Source organism: Streptomyces sp. NPDC091682 (genome assembly GCF_044756625.1).
GTDB lineage: Bacteria > Actinomycetota > Actinomycetes > Streptomycetales > Streptomycetaceae > Streptomyces.
The window spans coordinates 33,971-49,789 of record NZ_JBIVTH010000014.1 but is presented as its reverse complement, the minus strand read 5'-3'; the positions used below and the strand labels follow the sequence as shown (position 1 = coordinate 49,789).

16 protein-coding genes are annotated in these 15,819 nt (G+C 71.4%); 5 read left to right on the top strand and 11 right to left on the bottom strand.

The features are described 5' to 3' along the window. Positions 1–154: 154 nt before the first annotated feature. The gene (locus tag ACIQK6_RS29000) at positions 155–1,828 is read left to right on the top strand and encodes an alpha/beta hydrolase (protein ID WP_329104612.1); all 1,674 of its coding nucleotides are present in this window, start codon (positions 155–157) and stop codon (positions 1,826–1,828) included. Positions 1,829–1,856: 28 nt separating this feature from the next. Here ACIQK6_RS29000 and ACIQK6_RS28995 read toward each other — a convergent pair whose 3' ends face one another. The 6 genes from ACIQK6_RS28995 to ACIQK6_RS28970 form a co-directional block, all read right to left on the bottom strand. After that, positions 1,857–2,567 carry a lysophospholipid acyltransferase family protein gene (locus ACIQK6_RS28995; protein ID WP_329104614.1) on the bottom strand — a complete coding sequence of 237 codons (711 nt, stop codon included), beginning with the start codon at positions 2,565–2,567 and terminating at the stop codon, positions 1,857–1,859. An 84-nt stretch (positions 2,568–2,651) separates the two neighbouring features. After that, positions 2,652–2,810, bottom strand: coding sequence for a hypothetical protein (locus tag ACIQK6_RS28990; RefSeq protein ID WP_030010293.1), 159 nt, complete (start codon positions 2,808–2,810; stop codon positions 2,652–2,654). Between the two features lie 32 nt (positions 2,811–2,842). Continuing rightward, on the bottom strand, positions 2,843–3,805 hold the full coding sequence (locus ACIQK6_RS28985; protein ID WP_329104617.1) for a cytochrome c oxidase assembly protein: 963 nt from the start codon (positions 3,803–3,805) through the stop codon (positions 2,843–2,845). 103 nt (positions 3,806–3,908) lie between these two features. Beyond that, on the bottom strand, positions 3,909–4,934 hold the full coding sequence (locus tag ACIQK6_RS28980) for a 6-phosphofructokinase (RefSeq protein WP_189746068.1): 1,026 nt from the start codon (positions 4,932–4,934) through the stop codon (positions 3,909–3,911). Between the two features lie 215 nt (positions 4,935–5,149). Then, positions 5,150–5,878 (bottom strand): glutamine amidotransferase, encoded by a 729-nt coding sequence (locus ACIQK6_RS28975; RefSeq protein ID WP_329104618.1) that lies wholly within the window; start codon positions 5,876–5,878, stop codon positions 5,150–5,152. 20 nt (positions 5,879–5,898) lie between these two features. Continuing rightward, on the bottom strand, positions 5,899–7,137 hold the full coding sequence (locus tag ACIQK6_RS28970; protein ID WP_030010289.1) for a MurT ligase domain-containing protein: 1,239 nt from the start codon (positions 7,135–7,137) through the stop codon (positions 5,899–5,901). A gap of 123 nt (positions 7,138–7,260) precedes the next feature. On the opposite strand from ACIQK6_RS28970, the gene def reads away from it, so the two are divergent. Continuing rightward, positions 7,261–7,815, top strand: coding sequence for a peptide deformylase (gene def / locus ACIQK6_RS28965; protein WP_329104621.1), 555 nt, complete (start codon positions 7,261–7,263; stop codon positions 7,813–7,815). A 376-nt stretch (positions 7,816–8,191) separates the two neighbouring features. Here def and ACIQK6_RS28960 read toward each other — a convergent pair whose 3' ends face one another. Next, on the bottom strand, positions 8,192–8,836 hold the full coding sequence (locus tag ACIQK6_RS28960; protein ID WP_150256330.1) for a TetR family transcriptional regulator: 645 nt from the start codon (positions 8,834–8,836) through the stop codon (positions 8,192–8,194). Between the two features lie 216 nt (positions 8,837–9,052). Here ACIQK6_RS28960 and ACIQK6_RS28955 point away from each other — a divergent pair, with 216 nt between their 5' ends. Beyond that, on the top strand, positions 9,053–10,282 hold the full coding sequence (locus tag ACIQK6_RS28955; protein WP_329104625.1) for an acyl-CoA dehydrogenase family protein: 1,230 nt from the start codon (positions 9,053–9,055) through the stop codon (positions 10,280–10,282). A gap of 58 nt (positions 10,283–10,340) precedes the next feature. Here the strand turns inward: ACIQK6_RS28955 and ACIQK6_RS28950 are convergent, their stop codons facing one another. Together ACIQK6_RS28950 and ACIQK6_RS28945 are read right to left on the bottom strand one after the other, a co-directional pair. Further along, the gene (locus ACIQK6_RS28950; protein ID WP_402695721.1) at positions 10,341–11,123 is read right to left on the bottom strand and encodes a hypothetical protein; all 783 of its coding nucleotides are present in this window, start codon (positions 11,121–11,123) and stop codon (positions 10,341–10,343) included. 71 nt (positions 11,124–11,194) lie between these two features. Beyond that, on the bottom strand, positions 11,195–11,632 hold the full coding sequence (locus tag ACIQK6_RS28945; RefSeq protein ID WP_329104630.1) for an SRPBCC family protein: 438 nt from the start codon (positions 11,630–11,632) through the stop codon (positions 11,195–11,197). Positions 11,633–11,787: 155 nt separating this feature from the next. Between ACIQK6_RS28945 and ACIQK6_RS28940 the strand changes: the two genes are divergently transcribed. Next, on the top strand, positions 11,788–11,973 hold the full coding sequence (locus ACIQK6_RS28940; protein WP_030011808.1) for a DUF5999 family protein: 186 nt from the start codon (positions 11,788–11,790) through the stop codon (positions 11,971–11,973). A 152-nt stretch (positions 11,974–12,125) separates the two neighbouring features. Here ACIQK6_RS28940 and ACIQK6_RS28935 read toward each other — a convergent pair whose 3' ends face one another. After that, positions 12,126–14,222 carry an NB-ARC domain-containing protein gene (locus tag ACIQK6_RS28935; protein WP_329104632.1) on the bottom strand — a complete coding sequence of 699 codons (2,097 nt, stop codon included), beginning with the start codon at positions 14,220–14,222 and terminating at the stop codon, positions 12,126–12,128. A gap of 62 nt (positions 14,223–14,284) precedes the next feature. Beyond that, positions 14,285–15,259 (bottom strand): fibronectin type III domain-containing protein, encoded by a 975-nt coding sequence (locus ACIQK6_RS28930; protein ID WP_402695720.1) that lies wholly within the window; start codon positions 15,257–15,259, stop codon positions 14,285–14,287. 307 nt (positions 15,260–15,566) lie between these two features. Here ACIQK6_RS28930 and ACIQK6_RS28925 point away from each other — a divergent pair, with 307 nt between their 5' ends. Then, entirely contained in the window at positions 15,567–15,761 is a 195-nt protein-coding gene (locus ACIQK6_RS28925; protein WP_402695719.1) for a hypothetical protein, read from the top strand. Positions 15,762–15,819: the final 58 nt, after the last annotated feature.

Sequence of the window (15,819 nt, the reverse complement as noted above, 5' to 3'; positions counted from 1 at the left end):
CGGTACACGCCTTTCCGGTTATCGGGTTGGCAAAGAAGTCGATCCGGCCCTGTCGCCGGATCCCGATCAGGCGACAGGATCCCCCTACACGCCGACGACCGAAACGACCAACTCGGCCGCCCACGGCCGTACCTGATGCAGGGGGAACAACCACGTGATACGCAACGCGGCGCTGGGGAGCGCCGCCACACTGATCACCGGCGCGCTCGCGGCGAGCCTGCTGCTGGCCCCGCCGGCCGCAGCAGCCTCCACCGGCAGCGACGGCAGGGTGCCGGAGGCGCGGGGCGTCCAGATCGCCGCCGCCCGCGCCGCCCGCGCCGGGATCGACTGGAAGGACTGCCCGGCGGACTGGGGCCTCGAGAAGCCCATCCAGTGCGGATGGGTGAAGGTCCCGCTCGACTACGCGAAGCCGTACGGCAAGACCATCGACATCGCCGTCGACCGCATCGGCAGCACGGGGACGAAGGAGGAGCGCCAGGGCGCGCTCGTCTACAACCCCGGCGGCCCCGGTGGTTCCGGCATGCGCTTCCCGCGCCGTGTCACCACCAAGAGCCCGCTGTGGGTCAACGCCTCCAAGGCCTACGACTTCGTGGGCTTCGACCCCCGCGGCGTCGGCCACTCGGCGCCGATCTCCTGCACCGACCCGCAGGAGTTCGTCAAGGCCCCCAAGGCCGACCCGGTCCCGAGCAGCGAGGCCGACAAGCGCGCCCAGCGCAAGCTCGCCGCCGAGTACGCGGACGGCTGCAAGGAGCGCAGCGGCGAGATGCTGCCGCACATGACCACGCCGAACACCGCGCGCGACCTGGACGTGGTCCGGGCCGGCCTCGGCGAGAAGAAGCTCAACTACCTCGGCGTCTCCTACGGCACCTACCTGGGCGGGGTCTACGCGACCCTCTTCCCGACCCACGTGCGCCGCATGATCGTCGACAGCGTGGTGGACCCGTCGCAGGACAACATCTGGTACGAGGCCAACCTCGGCCAGGACGTCGCCTTCCAGATGCGCTGGAACGACTGGCAGGACTGGGTCGCCAAGAACGACGCCGCCTTCCACCTCGGCGACACCCGTGCCAAGGTCGAGGCCCGTTACCAGAAGCTGCGCGCCAAGGCCAAGGCCAACCCGCTCGGCGGGATCGTCGGCCCGGCCGAGCTCATCGGCTTCTTCCAGGGCGCCCCGTACTACGACTCCTCCTGGGTGCCCGTCGCCAAGACCTGGGCCGCGTACGAGGCCGGTGACGAGCAGGCGCTCGTCGACGCCATCGCCCCGGACATGACGGACACCAAGGGCAACGCGGCGTCGGAGAACAGCAACGCCGTCTACACCGCAGTCGAGTGCGCCGACGCGAAGTGGCCCACCAGCTGGTCCAAGTGGGACCGGGACAACAGCAAGCTGCACCAGAAGTACCCGTTCCTGACCTGGTCCAACGCGTGGATGAACCTCCCCTGCGCGACCTGGAAGGCCAAGCAGAGCACCCCGATCGCGGTCGGCGCCAAGCGCGGGCTGCCGCCCGTGCTGATCGTCCAGTCCGAGCGCGACGCGGCCACGCCGTACAAGGGCGCGGTCGAACTGCACCGTAGCCTCGCCGGTTCGCGGCTGATCACCGAGAAGAGCGCGGGCTCGCACGGTGTCACCAGCCTGGTGAACCCCTGCATCAACACCCGGGTGGACGCCTACCTGCTCACCGGCAAGGTCGACGCCAAGGACGTGACGTGCGCCCCGCACGCCACCCCCGTGGCCCCGGCCCCGGCCGCGGCGAAGTCCCTGTCGTCCGACGCGCCGGCCGAGTCCTCGGTCTTCCCGGCGCCGGAGGAGCTCCCCGCCGTCCGTTAAGGACCGGCGGGAGCGAGCGGGAGAAGGCTCAGCGCGCGGTGCGCCGGGCCTTCTTCCGCTGTTCCTCCTCCTCGGCCTTGACCTCGGCCGCGTACCGGTCGACGTACTCCTGGCCGGACAGCCCGAGGATCGCGTACATGATCTCGTCGGTGACCGCCCGCAGGACCGCCCGCTCGCCCTCCATCCCGGCGTAGCGGGAGAAGTCCAGCGGCTCGCCGAAGCGGATCGTCACCCGCCGGATCTTCGGGATCTTCTTCCCCGGCGGCTGGATCTCGAAGGTGCCGACCATCGCGCAGGGCACCACGGGCACCCGGGCGCCCAGGGCCATCGCCGCCACGCCCACCTTGCCCTTGTAGAGCCGGCCGTCGTGCGAGCGCGTGCCCTCCGGGTAGATGCCCAACAGCTCGTCCTTGGCCAGCACCGCCAGCCCCTCGCGCAGGGCGGCCCGTCCGGCGTCCTTGCCCGAGCGATCCACGGGGATCTGCCCGGCGCTGCGGAAGAAGGCGGCGGTGAGCCGGCCCTTGACCCCGGGACCGGTGAAGTACTCGGCCTTGGCCAGGAAGGTGATCCGCCGCTTGAGGATGGCGGGCATCAGGAAGTGGTCGGAGAAGGACAGGTGATTGCCCGCGACGATGGCGGCACCCTCAGCGGGGATGTTCTCCAGGCCCTCGATCCGGGGTCTGAACAGCAGCCGCAGCAGGGGACCGAGCAACACGTGCTTGAGCAAGTGGTAGAACACCAGGCCGCTCCCGTCGACATCCCGTTGTCACAGCCATTTTACGGACGGTGAGCCCGGGGGAGCAGGGGGCGGACGGGACCTTGCTCAGACATTGCGCGTGGCGGCCATCCCGGCGGTCAGCAGCCCCAGCACCACCCAGCCGAACCACAGCCAGCCGTTGCTGCCGAGGGCCACGGAATACGTGGCGACGGCCACCAGAGCGGCGAAGGTCATGACGGCCATCGCCTTAACGGATCCGGTCATGCCCCATGGTGACGCGAGAAGCCGGTGTCGCGCTACTGGCCACGCGCTCGGAGCGAGGCGAGATACGCGTTGTACGCCGCCAGCTCCTTGTCGCCATTGCGGTCCTCGGCCCGGTCGGACCGCCGCGCGGCCCGCTGTTCGGAGTGGTACCACTGGTAGACGAGGGCGATCAGGACCAGCACCGAGGGGATCTCGCTGAAGGCCCAGGCGATGCCGCCGCCCCACTGCTGGTCGAGCAGGGGGTCGATGCCGAGCGACGCCGGCGGGTTCGCGTACGTCTTGATCATCGGCTGGCTCGCCATCATCAGGGCGATGCCGAAGAACGCGTGGAAGGGCATGCCCGCGAACAGTTCCAGCATCCGCATCACGTAGCCGGGCCGGTGCGGACCCGGGTCGATGCCCATGATCGGCCAGAAGAAGATGAGGCCGACCGCGAGGAAGTGGACCATCATCGCGATGTGTCCGGTCCGGCTCTCCATCAGGAAGTCGAAGAGCGGGGTGAAGTACAGGGCGTAGAGGCTCGCGATGAACATCGGGATCGTGAAGGCCGGGTGGGTGATCACCTTCATGTACCGGCTGTGCAGCAGCATCAGCAGCAGCTCGCGCGGCCCCTTGCTGCCGCGGGCCGCCGGCGGCAGCGCACGCAGCGCCAACGTCACCGGGGCACCCAGTAGCACGAGGATCGGGGTGACCATACTGATCACCATGTGCTGGACCATGTGGACGCTGAACATGACCATGCCGTAGTCGTTCAGCTTGGTGCACATCACGAGGAGCACGGTCAGCACGCCCACGGTGAAGGCGATGGTCCGGCCCAGCGGCCAGGCGTCCCCCCGCCGGCGCAGTCGCAGCACGCCCCACCCGTACAGGGCCAGCCCGGCCAGCGAGCCGATCAGGAAGAAGGAGTCGAAGGAGAACTCCAGCCCGCGCCCGAGAGTGAACGGCGGCAGGTCCATGTCCATGTGCATGTCCATGCCGTGCCCGCTGTGATCCATCTGTTCACTCCCTTGACCGTGATGCCCCACCACAGTAATGCCGCCCCCGTACGCTCTTGCGCGCGGGGGCGGCCCAGGATATGAGGGGCGTACAAAAGGGGCGTCAGAGAACCGTCTGCGCCTCGTCGTACCGGTCGGCCGGAACCGTCTTGAGGGTCGAGGTCGCCTCTGCGAGCGGCACCATCACGATGTCCGTCCCGCGCAGCGCGGTCAGCATGCCGAACTCGCCTCGGTGCGCCGCCTCCACCGCGTGCCAGCCGAAGCGGGTGGCGAGGACCCGGTCGTACGCGGTGGGCGTGCCACCGCGCTGCACGTGGCCCAGGATCACCGGCCGGGCCTCCTTGCCCAGACGGTGCTCCAGCTCCACGGCGAGGCGGTTGCCGATGCCGGCGAACCGCTCGTGCCCGTACATGTCGACGCCGCCCTCCTCCAGGTCCATCGACCCGGGGCGCGGCTTGGCGCCCTCGGCGACCACGACGATCGCGAACCGCTTGCCCGCGGAGAAGCGCTCGCCGACGATCTCCGTCAGCTGCTCGATGTCGAAGGGGCGCTCCGGCACGACGATCGCGTGCGCGCCGGCCGCCATGCCCGAGTGCAGGGCGATCCAGCCCGTGTGGCGGCCCATGACCTCCACGACCATCACCCGCTGGTGGGACTCGGCGGTGGTCTTCAGCCGGTCCAGCGCCTCCGTGGCCACCCCGACGGCGGTGTCGAAGCCGAAGGTGACGTCGGTGGAGGCGATGTCGTTGTCGATGGTCTTCGGGACGCCGACGATGGGCAGACCGGCCTGCGAGAGCAGGTTCGCCGCCTTCAGCGTGCCCTCGCCGCCGATCGGGATGATCGCGTCGAGGCCGAGGTCCGCGACGTGGCCGCGGGCGCGCTCCACGCCGTCGCGCAGGTGCGCGGGCTGGACCCGGGAAGAGCCGAGGATGGTGCCGCCGCGGGCGAGGATGCCACCGACCGCGTCGAGGTCGAGCTTGCGGTAGTCCGCCTCCAGCAGGCCCTTCCAGCCGTCGAGGAAGCCGATCACCTCATCACCGTGGTCGACCACGGCACGGTGCACGACGGAGCGGATGACGGCGTTGAGACCGGGGCAGTCGCCACCGGAAGTGAGCACACCTATGCGCATGGCAGGAACGGACCTTTGCAACGTGGGCCGACGACCGGACCACGTCGTCCGGTTGGAACTAACGCCACCCTACAAGCGCCGGAGCGGTGGGCTGAACCATCCTCCACATGCTGGTCGCACTCGTCGTGCGAAACCACGTCGGCCCGGTTCCCCCTAGGGAAAACCGGGCCGAACAGATGATGGAGGGGCCGCCCCGATGAGCGGTTCTCCGGGTGCTACGCGGGCTGCGTCGCAGCCGCGATGCGCTCCGCGCGCAGCGCCTCGTACCACCGGTCGTCTATGGCCGGCAGCGCGTTCACGTCGAGGGCCAGCTTCAGCAGCAGGTCCGCGATGTGCGGATTGCGGGCCATCACGGGACCGTGCATGTACGTGCCGAACACCGTGTCGTTGTACGCGCCTTCGGTTCCGTCACCGGTGCCGTTGCCGCGGCCCATGGTCACCCGGGCGAACGCCTTGGCCGTCGGGCCGAGGTGGGTCACGCCCTGGTGGTTCTCGAAGCCCGTCAGCTGGGGCAGGCCCAGGCGCGGGTCGATGTCCCCGAGGACGTCGCCGACGCACCGCTCGCCCTCACCGCGCACGGTGACGACGTCCAGCAGGCCGAGGCCCTCCTGGCGCTGGCCCTGGTCGTTGACGAATTCCTTGCCGAGGATCTGGTATCCGGCGCAGACGGAGAAGACGATCGCCCCGTTGGAGACGGCCCGCTCCAGACCGCCGTCGCGCAGCAGGCGCTCCGCGGCCAGGCGCTGCGGCCGGTCCTCGCCACCGCCGATCAGGTAGATGTCGCCCGAAGTGGGGATCGGCTGGTCGCTGCGCACGTCCACGCGCTGCACGTCCAGGCCGCGCTGGCGCGCCCGGCGCTCCACCACGAGGGCGTTGCCCTGGTCTCCGTACGTGCTCAGCAGGTCCGGGTAGACCCACACCAGACGCAGGCTGTTGTCGCTCATGCTCTTGTCCTTTATGGGTACTAGTTGCCGACGCGGCGGCGCACGTCCTGGAAGGCGGTGTAGTTGGCGATCAGCTCGATCTGGCCGGGCGGCGCGAGCTGCACGGCCTCGTCGAGGGTGTCGCACACCCGGAAGTCCAGGCCCGCGACCTCCAGGCGGACCGCGAGGTCCAGCTTGCGGTCACCGATCACGAAGATCGGGTGACCGGCGAGCCGCGGGTAGTCCACGTCCCACAGCCACGAGGTGTCGGTGCCGTCGGCGCCGCGCGCGTTCACCGAGAGGATCACCGGGGTCGGCGGGGGATCGATCAGAGAAAACGTTTCGAGCCAGCCCGCCGGGTTCTTCGCGAGCAGCAGCCGCAGCTCACGGCCCTGGAAGCTGACCACGTCGTAGCGGCCGGCGACGGCCTGCACCTGGTACATCCGCTCCAGCGCCACCTGCGGCGGTACGCCGAAGACGGCGGCCACGGCGGCCGAGGTGGCCGCGTTGGCCTTGTTGGCACGGCCGGGCAGCTGGAGGTGGATCGGCCAGGCCGAGCCGTGCGGGTCCAGCACGTGGTCGCCGGAGAGCACCCACGTCGGGGTCGGGCGCCGGAAGCCGCACTCGCCGCAGAACCAGTCGTCGCCCGGGCGCTGCATGACACCGCCGCAGGAGGGGCAGGACCAGGCGTCGTCCTTCCACTCCTGGCCGGCCGCGACCCACACCACGTTCTGGGAGGAGGAGGCGGACCACACGATCAGCGGGTCGTCGCAGTTGGCGACGATGACCGCCTTGGAGCCCTGGAGCCCCTCGCGCCACTTCTCCGCGAGCATGCGGGTCTCGGCGGCGCGGTCCAGCTGGTCGCGGGAGAGGTTGAGCAGGGCGATCACCTTGGGGGTGACGTCCCGGGCCACTCCGGCCAGGTACTTCTCGTCGACCTCGATGACGCCGTACTTGGCGTCCGAGCCGCCGGCCAGCGCGGAGGTGATGCCCGCCGGCATGTTGGCGCCCAAGGCGTTGGAGACGACCGGACCGCTGGCCCGCAGGGCCTCCGCGATCAGTCGGGTCGTCGTGGTCTTGCCGTTCGTCGCGGACACGAGGACGACATCGAGATGTTGCGCCAGCGCGCCGAGAAGATCGGGGTCGAGCCTGAGTGCGACCTTGCCACCGATTACCGATCCGCTTCCGCGTCCCGCGGCCCGCGACACCGCCGCCGCGGCCTTGCCCGCCGTCACGGCCAGCTTGGCCCGCGGCGAAAGCGGCTCCGTGTTGCCTGCCATCGTCCCTTGTCCTCCTTGCGTCGGTCGGCCCCAGCCTATCCAGTACCGGCCGGAGCCTTGACCGCGGCGCCCCCGCCCCGCCGCGGATCTCCTCATATAGTCGCCCGTCGTAGGGTTGTGGCCATGCGACAGCGCCCCATTCCCGGTACCGCCGGCCTCGTCCGCCCCATGAGCCTGTTGGGTGATCCGGTGCTCCACTCCGCGTGCGCGGAAGTCACCGAGTTCGGCCCGGAACTCGACCGGCTCATCGAGGACATGTTCGCCACGATGTACGCCGCCGAGGGCGTCGGGCTCGCCGCGAACCAGATCGGCGTCGGGCAGCGGGTGTTCGTCTACGACTGCCCCGACGACGAGGACGTCCGCCACGTCGGGCACATCGTCAACCCGCGGTTGGTCACGGCCGACGGGGACGAGTTCCGGGGGCCGGAGGGGTGCCTGTCCCTGCCGGGGCTGGAGGCGGGGACGGTCCGCTTCGACCACGCGGTGGTGGAAGGCGTCACGTCGAACGGGGCGGCCGTTCGGATCGCCGGGACGGGGTTCTTCGCGCGGTGCCTCCAGCACGAGTGCGACCACCTCGACGGGACGGTGTACGCGGACCGCGTGACGGGCCTGCGCGCCCGTCGCCTGCGGCGTGCCATCCGGAAGACCCCCTGGGGAGCCGGGGCGCTGCGCGGCTAGCCCGATCCACCTTCGCCGGGGCATGTCTAGCCCCTCCGGCGTTTGAGGAGCGGGGTCTGGGGCCGGAGCCCCAGGAAACCCGGCTCCGCCGGGCACCGGGCTCCGCCCGGACCTGGGGCGGCAAAACCCGCCGGGGGGGAAAGGGGGGCGACCGCCGGCCGGCCGCGGGGGGGGCGGGCGGGGGGCGGCGGGCCCCCCGGGGGGGGGGGGGGGGGGGGCGGGGGCGCCCCCCCGGCCCGGGGGGGGGGGGGGGGGGCCGCCCGGGGGGGGGGGGGGGGGGGGGGGGGCGGGCCCCCCCCCCCCCCGAAACCCGGCTCCGCCGGGCACCGGGCTCCGCCCGGACCTGCGCCTCAAACGCCGGCGGGGCTGAAACGGGCTAGAAGCCCGGGCCGTCTTCGCGGTTGCCGGCGGTGGCCAGGCGGCCCCAGAGGAGGTCCGTGAGGCCCGCGACCAGGTCCGCGCGCTCGCAGGGGCGTTCGCCCAGCCACCAGTCGCCGGCCGCGTGCATCATGCCGACGATGCCGTGGCCCCAGATCCGGGCGAGGCGTTCGCCCCCCGGACCGAGGTCCACCCGTTCGCCGATCACCTCGGCCAGTTCCTCGCCGAGCCGGCGCAGCAGCGGGGCCGAGTGCAGGCCGACGTCGAAGCCGCGTTCGGCGCTGTGGGAGTCCTCGGCCGGGTGCATGAGGAAGCGGTAGACCTGCGGGCGGGCCTCGATGGCGGCAAGATAGGTGTCGAGGGTCGCCTCCACCCGGCGGCGCCGCTCGGCGGGGGCGTCGAGCGCGGCCCGCAGCGAGTCGAGCAGGGCGTCGGTGTGCCGGACCGCGAGCGCCTGGTAGAGGCCCGCCTTGTCCCCGAAGTGCCGGTAGAGGATGGGCTTGGTGATGCCGGCCTCGGCCGCGATCGCGTTCATGGAGGCTTTGGGGCCGTCCCTGAGCACGACCCGGTCGGCGGCTTCGAGCAGTTCCCGACGGCGGCGTTCGGCCGCTCCCGGCTCACCGGCCTGCTGAGTGGTCTCCATGACGTGTTTCTCTCCCCGCCCTTGCGATGTGCGTGACGCCCACGCAACGTAACACCCCGCACACCCTGTCGATCGAACCGGAGGCCACTCCGTCCGGCGTCGTGGCCGGTGCGGACGGTGCTTGACAGTGCTTACTCGCCGGTAACACACTGTGGTCTTCGCGTAGGTTACCGCTAGTAACTTCCGCAGGGCCGAGGACAGACAGGTGGAGGGGACATGGCGGAGTTCACCATGGAGCTGAACGACGACCAGAAGCAGGTGCGGGACTGGATCCATGGCTTCGCCGCCGATGTGATGCGCCCCGCGGCCGCGGAATGGGACGAGCGCGAAGAGACTCCCTGGCCCGTCATCCAGGAGGCGGCCAAGGTCGGCATCTACTCGCTGGACTTCTACGCCCAGCAGTTCTTCGACCCGACGGGCCTCGGCATTCCGATGGCGATGGAGGAGCTCTTCTGGGGCGACGCGGGCATCGCGCTGTCCATCGTGGGCACCGGACTCGCGGCCATCGGCGTCGTCGCCAACGGCACCGAGGAGCAGATCGGCACCTGGATCCCGCAGATGTACGGAACCCCGGACGACGTGAAGGTCGCCGCCTTCTGCTCCTCCGAGCCGGACGCCGGCTCCGACGTCGGCTCGATGCGCACCCGGGCGGTCTACGACCAGGCCAAGGACGAATGGGTGCTGAACGGCACCAAGACCTGGGCGACGAACGGCGGCATCGCCAACGTCCACATCGTGGTCGCGGTCGTCGACCCCGCGCTGGGGACCAAGGGACACGCCTCCTTCATCATCCCGCCGAACACCCCCGGACTGTCCCAGGGCCAGAAGTTCAAGAAGCACGGCATCCGTGCCTCGCACACCGCCGAGGTGGTGCTGGAAGACGTACGGATCCCCGGCTCCTGCCTGCTCGGCGGCAAGGAGAAGCTGGACGAGCGCCTCGCGCGGGCCCACGAGCGCGCACGCAGCGGCGGCGGCGAGAGGGTGAAGAACGCGGCCATGGCCACCTTCGAGGCCTCCCGGCCGGCGGTCGGTGCGATGGCCGTCGGCACCGCGCGCGCCGCGTACGAGGTGGCCCTCGACTACGCGAAGACCCGCACCCAGTTCGGCCGCCCGATCATCGACAACCAGGGTGTGGCCTTCCAGCTCGCCGACATGCGGACGCAGATCGACGCGGCCCGGCTGCTGGTGTGGCGGGCGTCCTGGATGGCGGTGGCGGGCCGGCCGTTCGAGTCGGCGGAGGGCTCGATGTCGAAGCTCTTCGCGAGCGAGGTCGCCAAGAAGGTCACCGCCCAGGCGGTCCAGATCCTCGGCGGCAACGGCTTTACCCGTGAGTACCCGGTGGAGCGCATGCACCGGGACAGCGCCATCTACACGATCTTCGAGGGAACCAGCGAGATCCAGCGCCTGGTGATCGCCCGCACGATCTCCGGCATGCCGATCCGCTAGCCGGCGGGCCCGCGCACGAGGGCTCCCGGACGCCGCGCGGCGTCCGGGAGCCTTCGCGTCACTTGGGCAGAGGAGTGAGGCAGGCGAGCGTGGAGCCCATCGCTCCGTAGTCCGACCCAGTGATCCGGTCGAGCGGGGCGCAGCCGTCGGCGGATGTCTTCGGTCGCTTGCTGACGCGGTACTCGGCCTTCGGCGAACCGCAGTCCCGCACGCGCAGCCTCAGGTGCTTCCCGTCCCACTCGTCGGCGACGCACTGGCCCACCGACAGCGTCAGCGTGTCGTCACCGACCAACAGGGCGATCCCGATCAGCGCGGGGATCCCCAGGAGGACGAGCAGCACCGGTGTGAGGAACAGCAGGACCGGGCCCCGGCGCCACAGCGGCTTGCCCGGGTCGAGCGCCGGCCGGTAGCCGCCCGTCGGCGGAGCGAGCTTCCGGAAGGACGCCCGCGGGCCGAGGTTCATCAGCAGGGTCACGGGCGTGATGAAGAGGGACAGCGGCCCCCACCAGCCCTGCCAGAGGGAGTCGGAGGACATGCGGCGGTAGCTGGCCAGCCCGCAGTCGCGGCAGAACGGTCCGCGCAGGCTCAGGAACCGCATCAGCACGATCAGGCCCTGGTGCCCGCGTACGGTCGCGTGCGCGGCGGGCCAGGCCCCGCACAGTCGGCAGCCGTACCGGCCCGGCTCGGGGTGCGCGCCGTACGCGCCGTACGTGCCGTACGCGCCGTGTGGCTGCGGTCCGGCGTGCCAGGGGCCGCCCGGGCCGCCCTGCTGCGGGACGGGCGCGCCGTAGGGGTTGTACGGGCCGGCGCCCTGTTGCTGCGGCTGTGGCGGAGTGGCCACGGAGACTCCTCGATCGGTTCATGATCACCGAAACGGTGATCACGGCACCCTACGCCCTGCCGGACGCGGCCTCAGGGCCGCAGCAGTCGCGCGAGGGCCCGGCCGAAGAGGAACCGGCCCGCCGCCGCGACCAGGGGATCCAGGGCGCGGGGGAAGCCGCGCAGGTGCAGTTCCTCCCGCCAATGGACCTCTGCGCCGCCCGTGTGCAAAGGGCGGATCTCGATCTCCGCCCAGCCCGTCACCGTCCGGCCGCGCTTCTCCAGTCGGACCAATCCCGACAGGCCTTCGGCAGGGGGTCGCCATTCGACGACCTCCATGCGATCGTCGAATGTGATCCTGCTCACGCCCGTCCGTGCCGTGAAGATCGTTCCGACGCGGGTCGGGGGCGCCGTCTCGATGATCGTCCGGGTGAGCGGGACCTGCGCGCCGTGGCGCTCCCAGTCCGTGAGCATCGGCCACGCCTCGAGCGGCTGCAAAGACGTGCGGTGAACGATCCGGATAGCGGGCATGAGCGCATGGTAAGCGGGCATACACACCCTGAACTGGACGGCCGATATGGGTTCCGTCCGGGGGCGGCGATCAGTAATACTCACCGCCACCGTGGATCGCGGATTCGACCGGGTGACCACCGGCGCTCCCGCCCCACTTCGCGAGGAGGTGCGCCATGTGCTCCCACCAGCCACCCTGCCCGACTGCCGACAGCGCCGATCACGACGCCGCCCGCATCGTGGCCTCCCACCCTGAACAGGGCTGGAGCCTGCTGTGCAACGGAGTCGTGGTGTTCGACGACACCGGTGAACTGCTCCCCGACAGCCGCACGGTGGAACCCCGCCGCCCGGCCCTGGTCTGAGCGAGGAGGCAGCATGCGCCAGCAGCTGATCCGTAAGCCCGTCCCGAAGCCCGCCCCCCGAGACCTGGACCTGCGCACACCGTCGGGCAGACCCCTCCCGTACTGACGGGAGCCCAGGACTTAGGCCGTATTCCAGGCCCACCGGCCGAGACTCAGCCGGTGGGCGCAGCCGCGCCGCCCAGGAACGCCGTCTCGTAGGCGGCGTCCCCGATCGCCGCGCGGGCCTGCTGCTCGCCCTGGTCCCGCAGGGCCCTCAGTGAAGGTGAGCCCATCTGCGGGCGGCCCACCGTGCGCCACCAGGCGTGCGCGGTGCCGAGCAGTCGAGCCGCGAGTTCACCGTCGCCCAGCCCGGCCACCGCAGCGGCCAGCAGGTCCAGGCCGAGCGCGATGCCGAAGCGGTCGCCGAGCAGCCGTTTTCCGGAGAGCATGGCCCGTACGTGCCGGGCGGCCTCCCCGTGGTCGCCCAGGCCCAGCGCCGCCACCGCCAGGATGTAGTCCGCGTACGCCCGCAGCCAGCGCTCGCCCAGCTCCGCGCAGGCCTCCCGCAGGGCCTGTGCCTCCTCGGTCGCCTCGTCGAAGCGCCGCAAGTCGCACAGGGAGTAGCTGGTGGCCAGCTTGCACAGCAGCCAGCCCGTGCCGCTGGTCCGCCCGCCGTGTCCCGCCCGGGCCCGGGGGCCGGCCAGGCTCAGGGCCCGTACCGGGTCACCGGGCATGAGGACGGACGCCGCCGCAAGGTAGGCCGCGCGCAGCTCCCGCTCGGGGTCCGCGAGTCGCGCCGCGTCGCGCGTGCACTCGTCGCCGAGTCGCCGCGCCGCGTCCATGTCGCCCTGGAGCAGCATGGTGAGTCCGAGGGCCCACACGGCCTGGTTGTACGCGGCCCCCGTGCGCGGACCGGACCGCAGGGCCCGTTCCAGGAAGCCGCGTCCCTCGTGCACGTGCCCGCACGCGAACCAGTAGAACCACAGGGCCCCGGCCATCTCCAGCGCCGCCGTCGGGTCGGCGGCGATCAGGTGCTCCAGGGCGGTGCGCAGCTGCGCGTGCTCGGCGGTGATCCTCCGGTACCAGTCCACCTGCCCCGGGCCCATCCACCCCCGCTCGGCAGCCTGGGAGAGCGCCGCGTACCAGTGGGCGTGTCGGTCGGTGACGATCTCCACCTCGCCCAGCTCGCCCAGCCAGTCCTGTCCGTACTCGCGGATCGTGTCCAGCATCCGGTAGCGGGTCCCGGTCCCGCGTTCCTCGATGCGCAGGACCACGGACTTGGCGGCGAGGCCCGCCAGTACGCGCTCCACCCGGGCGGCGGGCAGCGGTCCGCCCGAGCAGACGGCGCGCGCCGCGGCGATGTCGAAGTCACCGGTGAAGACCGAGAGCCGGGCCCACAGCAGCCGTTCCAGCGGCTCGCACAGTTCGTGGCTCCAGCCGATCGTGGTCCGCATCGTCTGGTGCCGGCGCGGCAGCGCGGCCCGGGCGTCGGACAGCACCTCCAAGCGTTCGCCGATCCGCTCGGCCATGTGCTCCAGCGTCCACAACCGCATCCGGGCGCCCGCGAGTTCCAGCGCGAGCGGGATGCCGTCCAGGCGCCGGCACACCTCGGCGGCCAGGGCGGCGCGCGCGGGGTCGGCGAAGACGGCCGCTGCCCGCGGGGTCGCGGCCAGCGCGCGGGCCCGGAAGAGCGTGAGGGCATCGCTGTCGGGCCCCTCGCAGGGCAGCGGTCGGACCTCCACGACCTCCTCGGTCGGCATGTCGAGCGGCTCGCGGGAGGTGACCAGGATCGTCAACCCGGGCGCAGACTGCAGGAGTTCGCCGACGAGATGGCGGCAGTCGGCCACCAGGTGCTCGCAGGTGTCCAGGACCAGGAGCAGCTCCTTGTCGGCCATCCACGCGCACAGTTCCTCGTCGAGGGGGCGTGGGGAGTGGTCGGCGAGGCCCACGGTGTGGGCGACGGTGGCGGTGAGCAGGCTCGGATCGCGCAGGGGTGACAGTTCCGCCCACCAGACCCCGTCGGGGCGCACCTGGCGGACGGTGGCGACCGCCCGCAGGGCCAGCCGTGACTTGCCGACGCCGCCCACCCCCGTGAGGGTGATCAGTCTTCGCTCGTGCAACAGGTCGTCGAGCAGCTGGAGTTCGCGCTCCCGACCGACGAAGCTCGCAGGTTCCGGGGGCAGGTTGCCGGGCACCGGGCAGGGGTCCGGTCCGGGATCGCCGTCCGCGGATCCTGCCTGACTGTCATTGAACGAGTACTCACCGAACACGGATGTATTGTGCGCGATCTTCCCGTGCGGCCGTGCCGTTCAAGCCGGATCGGTGTCCACTTTCATGCGACGAGTGTGATCCGCCGCTCCGCTGAGAAGGATCCCCAGTTGCCGTCCGGGAGCCTGGCCCGCAGTTTCACGGCCCAGGGCGTGCCGGTCGGCTCGGCCACCGTGAGCCGGTGCTCCGCGCGGCCGGTGGGTACCGCACCCGCTCCGAACTGGATGACGGTCGTGGGCACTCCGTTGACGTACAGCTCGTACTCGGTGGCCGGGTCGCCGGTGTCCGGGGCGGTCCACGTCAGGGTGACGGCGCCCGGGGCGGCGGTCGCAGCGAAGTCGGCGGGTGCCGTGCCGGGGCCGTCACCGGAGGCCGGCGGGGTCGTCACGTCCACCGCCGGACCGTCGGGGGAGGAGTTGTCCGCCCCGTCGCGGGCCCGGACGGTGAAGGTGTAGACGGTGTCCGGCCGGAGGTTGTCCAGGGCCGTGGCGCTCTCGCCGGGGCCGGCCGTGTGGATGCGGACCCCGCCCTGGTAGACGTCGTAGGCCGTGACGCCGGTGTCGTCGGTCGCCGCCGTCCAGGACACCCGGGCCGACCGGGGTCCGGTCGCCCGGGCGGTGGTGGTGGCGGGGGAAGTGGGTGCCGTACGGTCCTCGGCTTTGGCGGCGGGGGTGGTCACCCGGGCGACCGGGCCGGGTTCGGAAAGGTTGCCGGCGGCGTCCTCGGCCCGCACCGTGAAGGCGTAACCGGTCTGCGGGGCGAGGCCGGTGATGTCCACCATGGTCTTTTCTGCGGGGAGCTCGCGGACCATGCGGTCGGCTTGGAAGACCTGGTAGCCGGTCACCCCGTCCCGGTCGGCCGCCGCGTTCCACATGACGTGCACGCTGGTGGCGCTGCCGGCCTGGGCGGTCAGTCCGGCAGGGGCGGGCGGGGGTTCGGTATCGGGCGCGGCGCAGGCGGTGAGGCCGGTGACGGCAGTGAGGCCGGTGATGCCTGCGACGGCCAGGCGGAGGGCGAGCGTGGGGGCGCTGCGTCGCACAGGAGTGCCTTCCTCGGCTTCCTTAATGGTCTAGACATATATGGCACGGCGGGCGGGACCCCGACAAGCCCCCTGCGCCCGGCGGCTCGCGGTGTGCCCGGGTTCGTGCCCTTCTGTTCCCGCAGGGCCCGCCCGCCTCACCCCGGCGGCCGGCGGCCGGCGGCCGGTGCGACCGTACGACCGACTCGGACGGGATCGTCAAGGACCGACCGGCCGTCACGGACGGTCAACACCCGTATGGCGGGCACGTCCTTCGCCCGAAGGCACTCCTTCCTGCGTCACCATGGCGGCGAGTAAGGAGGTTTCGATGGTGATTTCCCTCTCGGCGGTCGTCCTGCTCCTCATCCTGGCCTGGATCTTCCTGCGCAGCGGCGGTCTCAAGTTCTCGCACGCCGTCGTCTGCGCGCTGCTCGGTTTCCACCTCGCGAGCAGCAGCATGGCCGCGACCATCCACGACGGCCTGACGGCCACCGCGCACGTCGTGTCCAGTCTCAATCCTTGATCGACTGTTGCGCCTTCGTGAATCATCCGGCCCGTCCATGGACTCCTCGAGGGGAGGG

Excerpts from the sequence above, each read along its gene's own strand:
- ACIQK6_RS28940 (WP_030011808.1), top strand. The coding sequence starts at position 11,788 with ATGTGCTCCCACCAGCCACCCTGCCCGACTGCCGACAGCGCCGATCAC.
- ACIQK6_RS28945 (WP_329104630.1), bottom strand. The coding sequence starts at position 11,632 with ATGCCCGCTATCCGGATCGTTCACCGCACGTCTTTGCAGCCGCTCGAG.
- ACIQK6_RS28970 (WP_030010289.1), bottom strand. The coding sequence starts at position 7,137 with ATGGCAGGCAACACGGAGCCGCTTTCGCCGCGGGCCAAGCTGGCCGTG.
- def (WP_329104621.1), top strand. The coding sequence starts at position 7,261 with ATGCGACAGCGCCCCATTCCCGGTACCGCCGGCCTCGTCCGCCCCATG.
- ACIQK6_RS28975 (WP_329104618.1), bottom strand. The coding sequence starts at position 5,878 with ATGAGCGACAACAGCCTGCGTCTGGTGTGGGTCTACCCGGACCTGCTG.
- ACIQK6_RS28990 (WP_030010293.1), bottom strand. The coding sequence starts at position 2,810 with ATGACCGGATCCGTTAAGGCGATGGCCGTCATGACCTTCGCCGCTCTG.
- ACIQK6_RS28985 (WP_329104617.1), bottom strand. The coding sequence starts at position 3,805 with ATGGATCACAGCGGGCACGGCATGGACATGCACATGGACATGGACCTG.
- ACIQK6_RS28955 (WP_329104625.1), top strand. The coding sequence starts at position 9,053 with ATGGCGGAGTTCACCATGGAGCTGAACGACGACCAGAAGCAGGTGCGG.
- ACIQK6_RS28925 (WP_402695719.1), top strand. The coding sequence starts at position 15,567 with ATGGTGATTTCCCTCTCGGCGGTCGTCCTGCTCCTCATCCTGGCCTGG.
- ACIQK6_RS28980 (WP_189746068.1), bottom strand. The coding sequence starts at position 4,934 with ATGCGCATAGGTGTGCTCACTTCCGGTGGCGACTGCCCCGGTCTCAAC.
- ACIQK6_RS28960 (WP_150256330.1), bottom strand. The coding sequence starts at position 8,836 with ATGGAGACCACTCAGCAGGCCGGTGAGCCGGGAGCGGCCGAACGCCGC.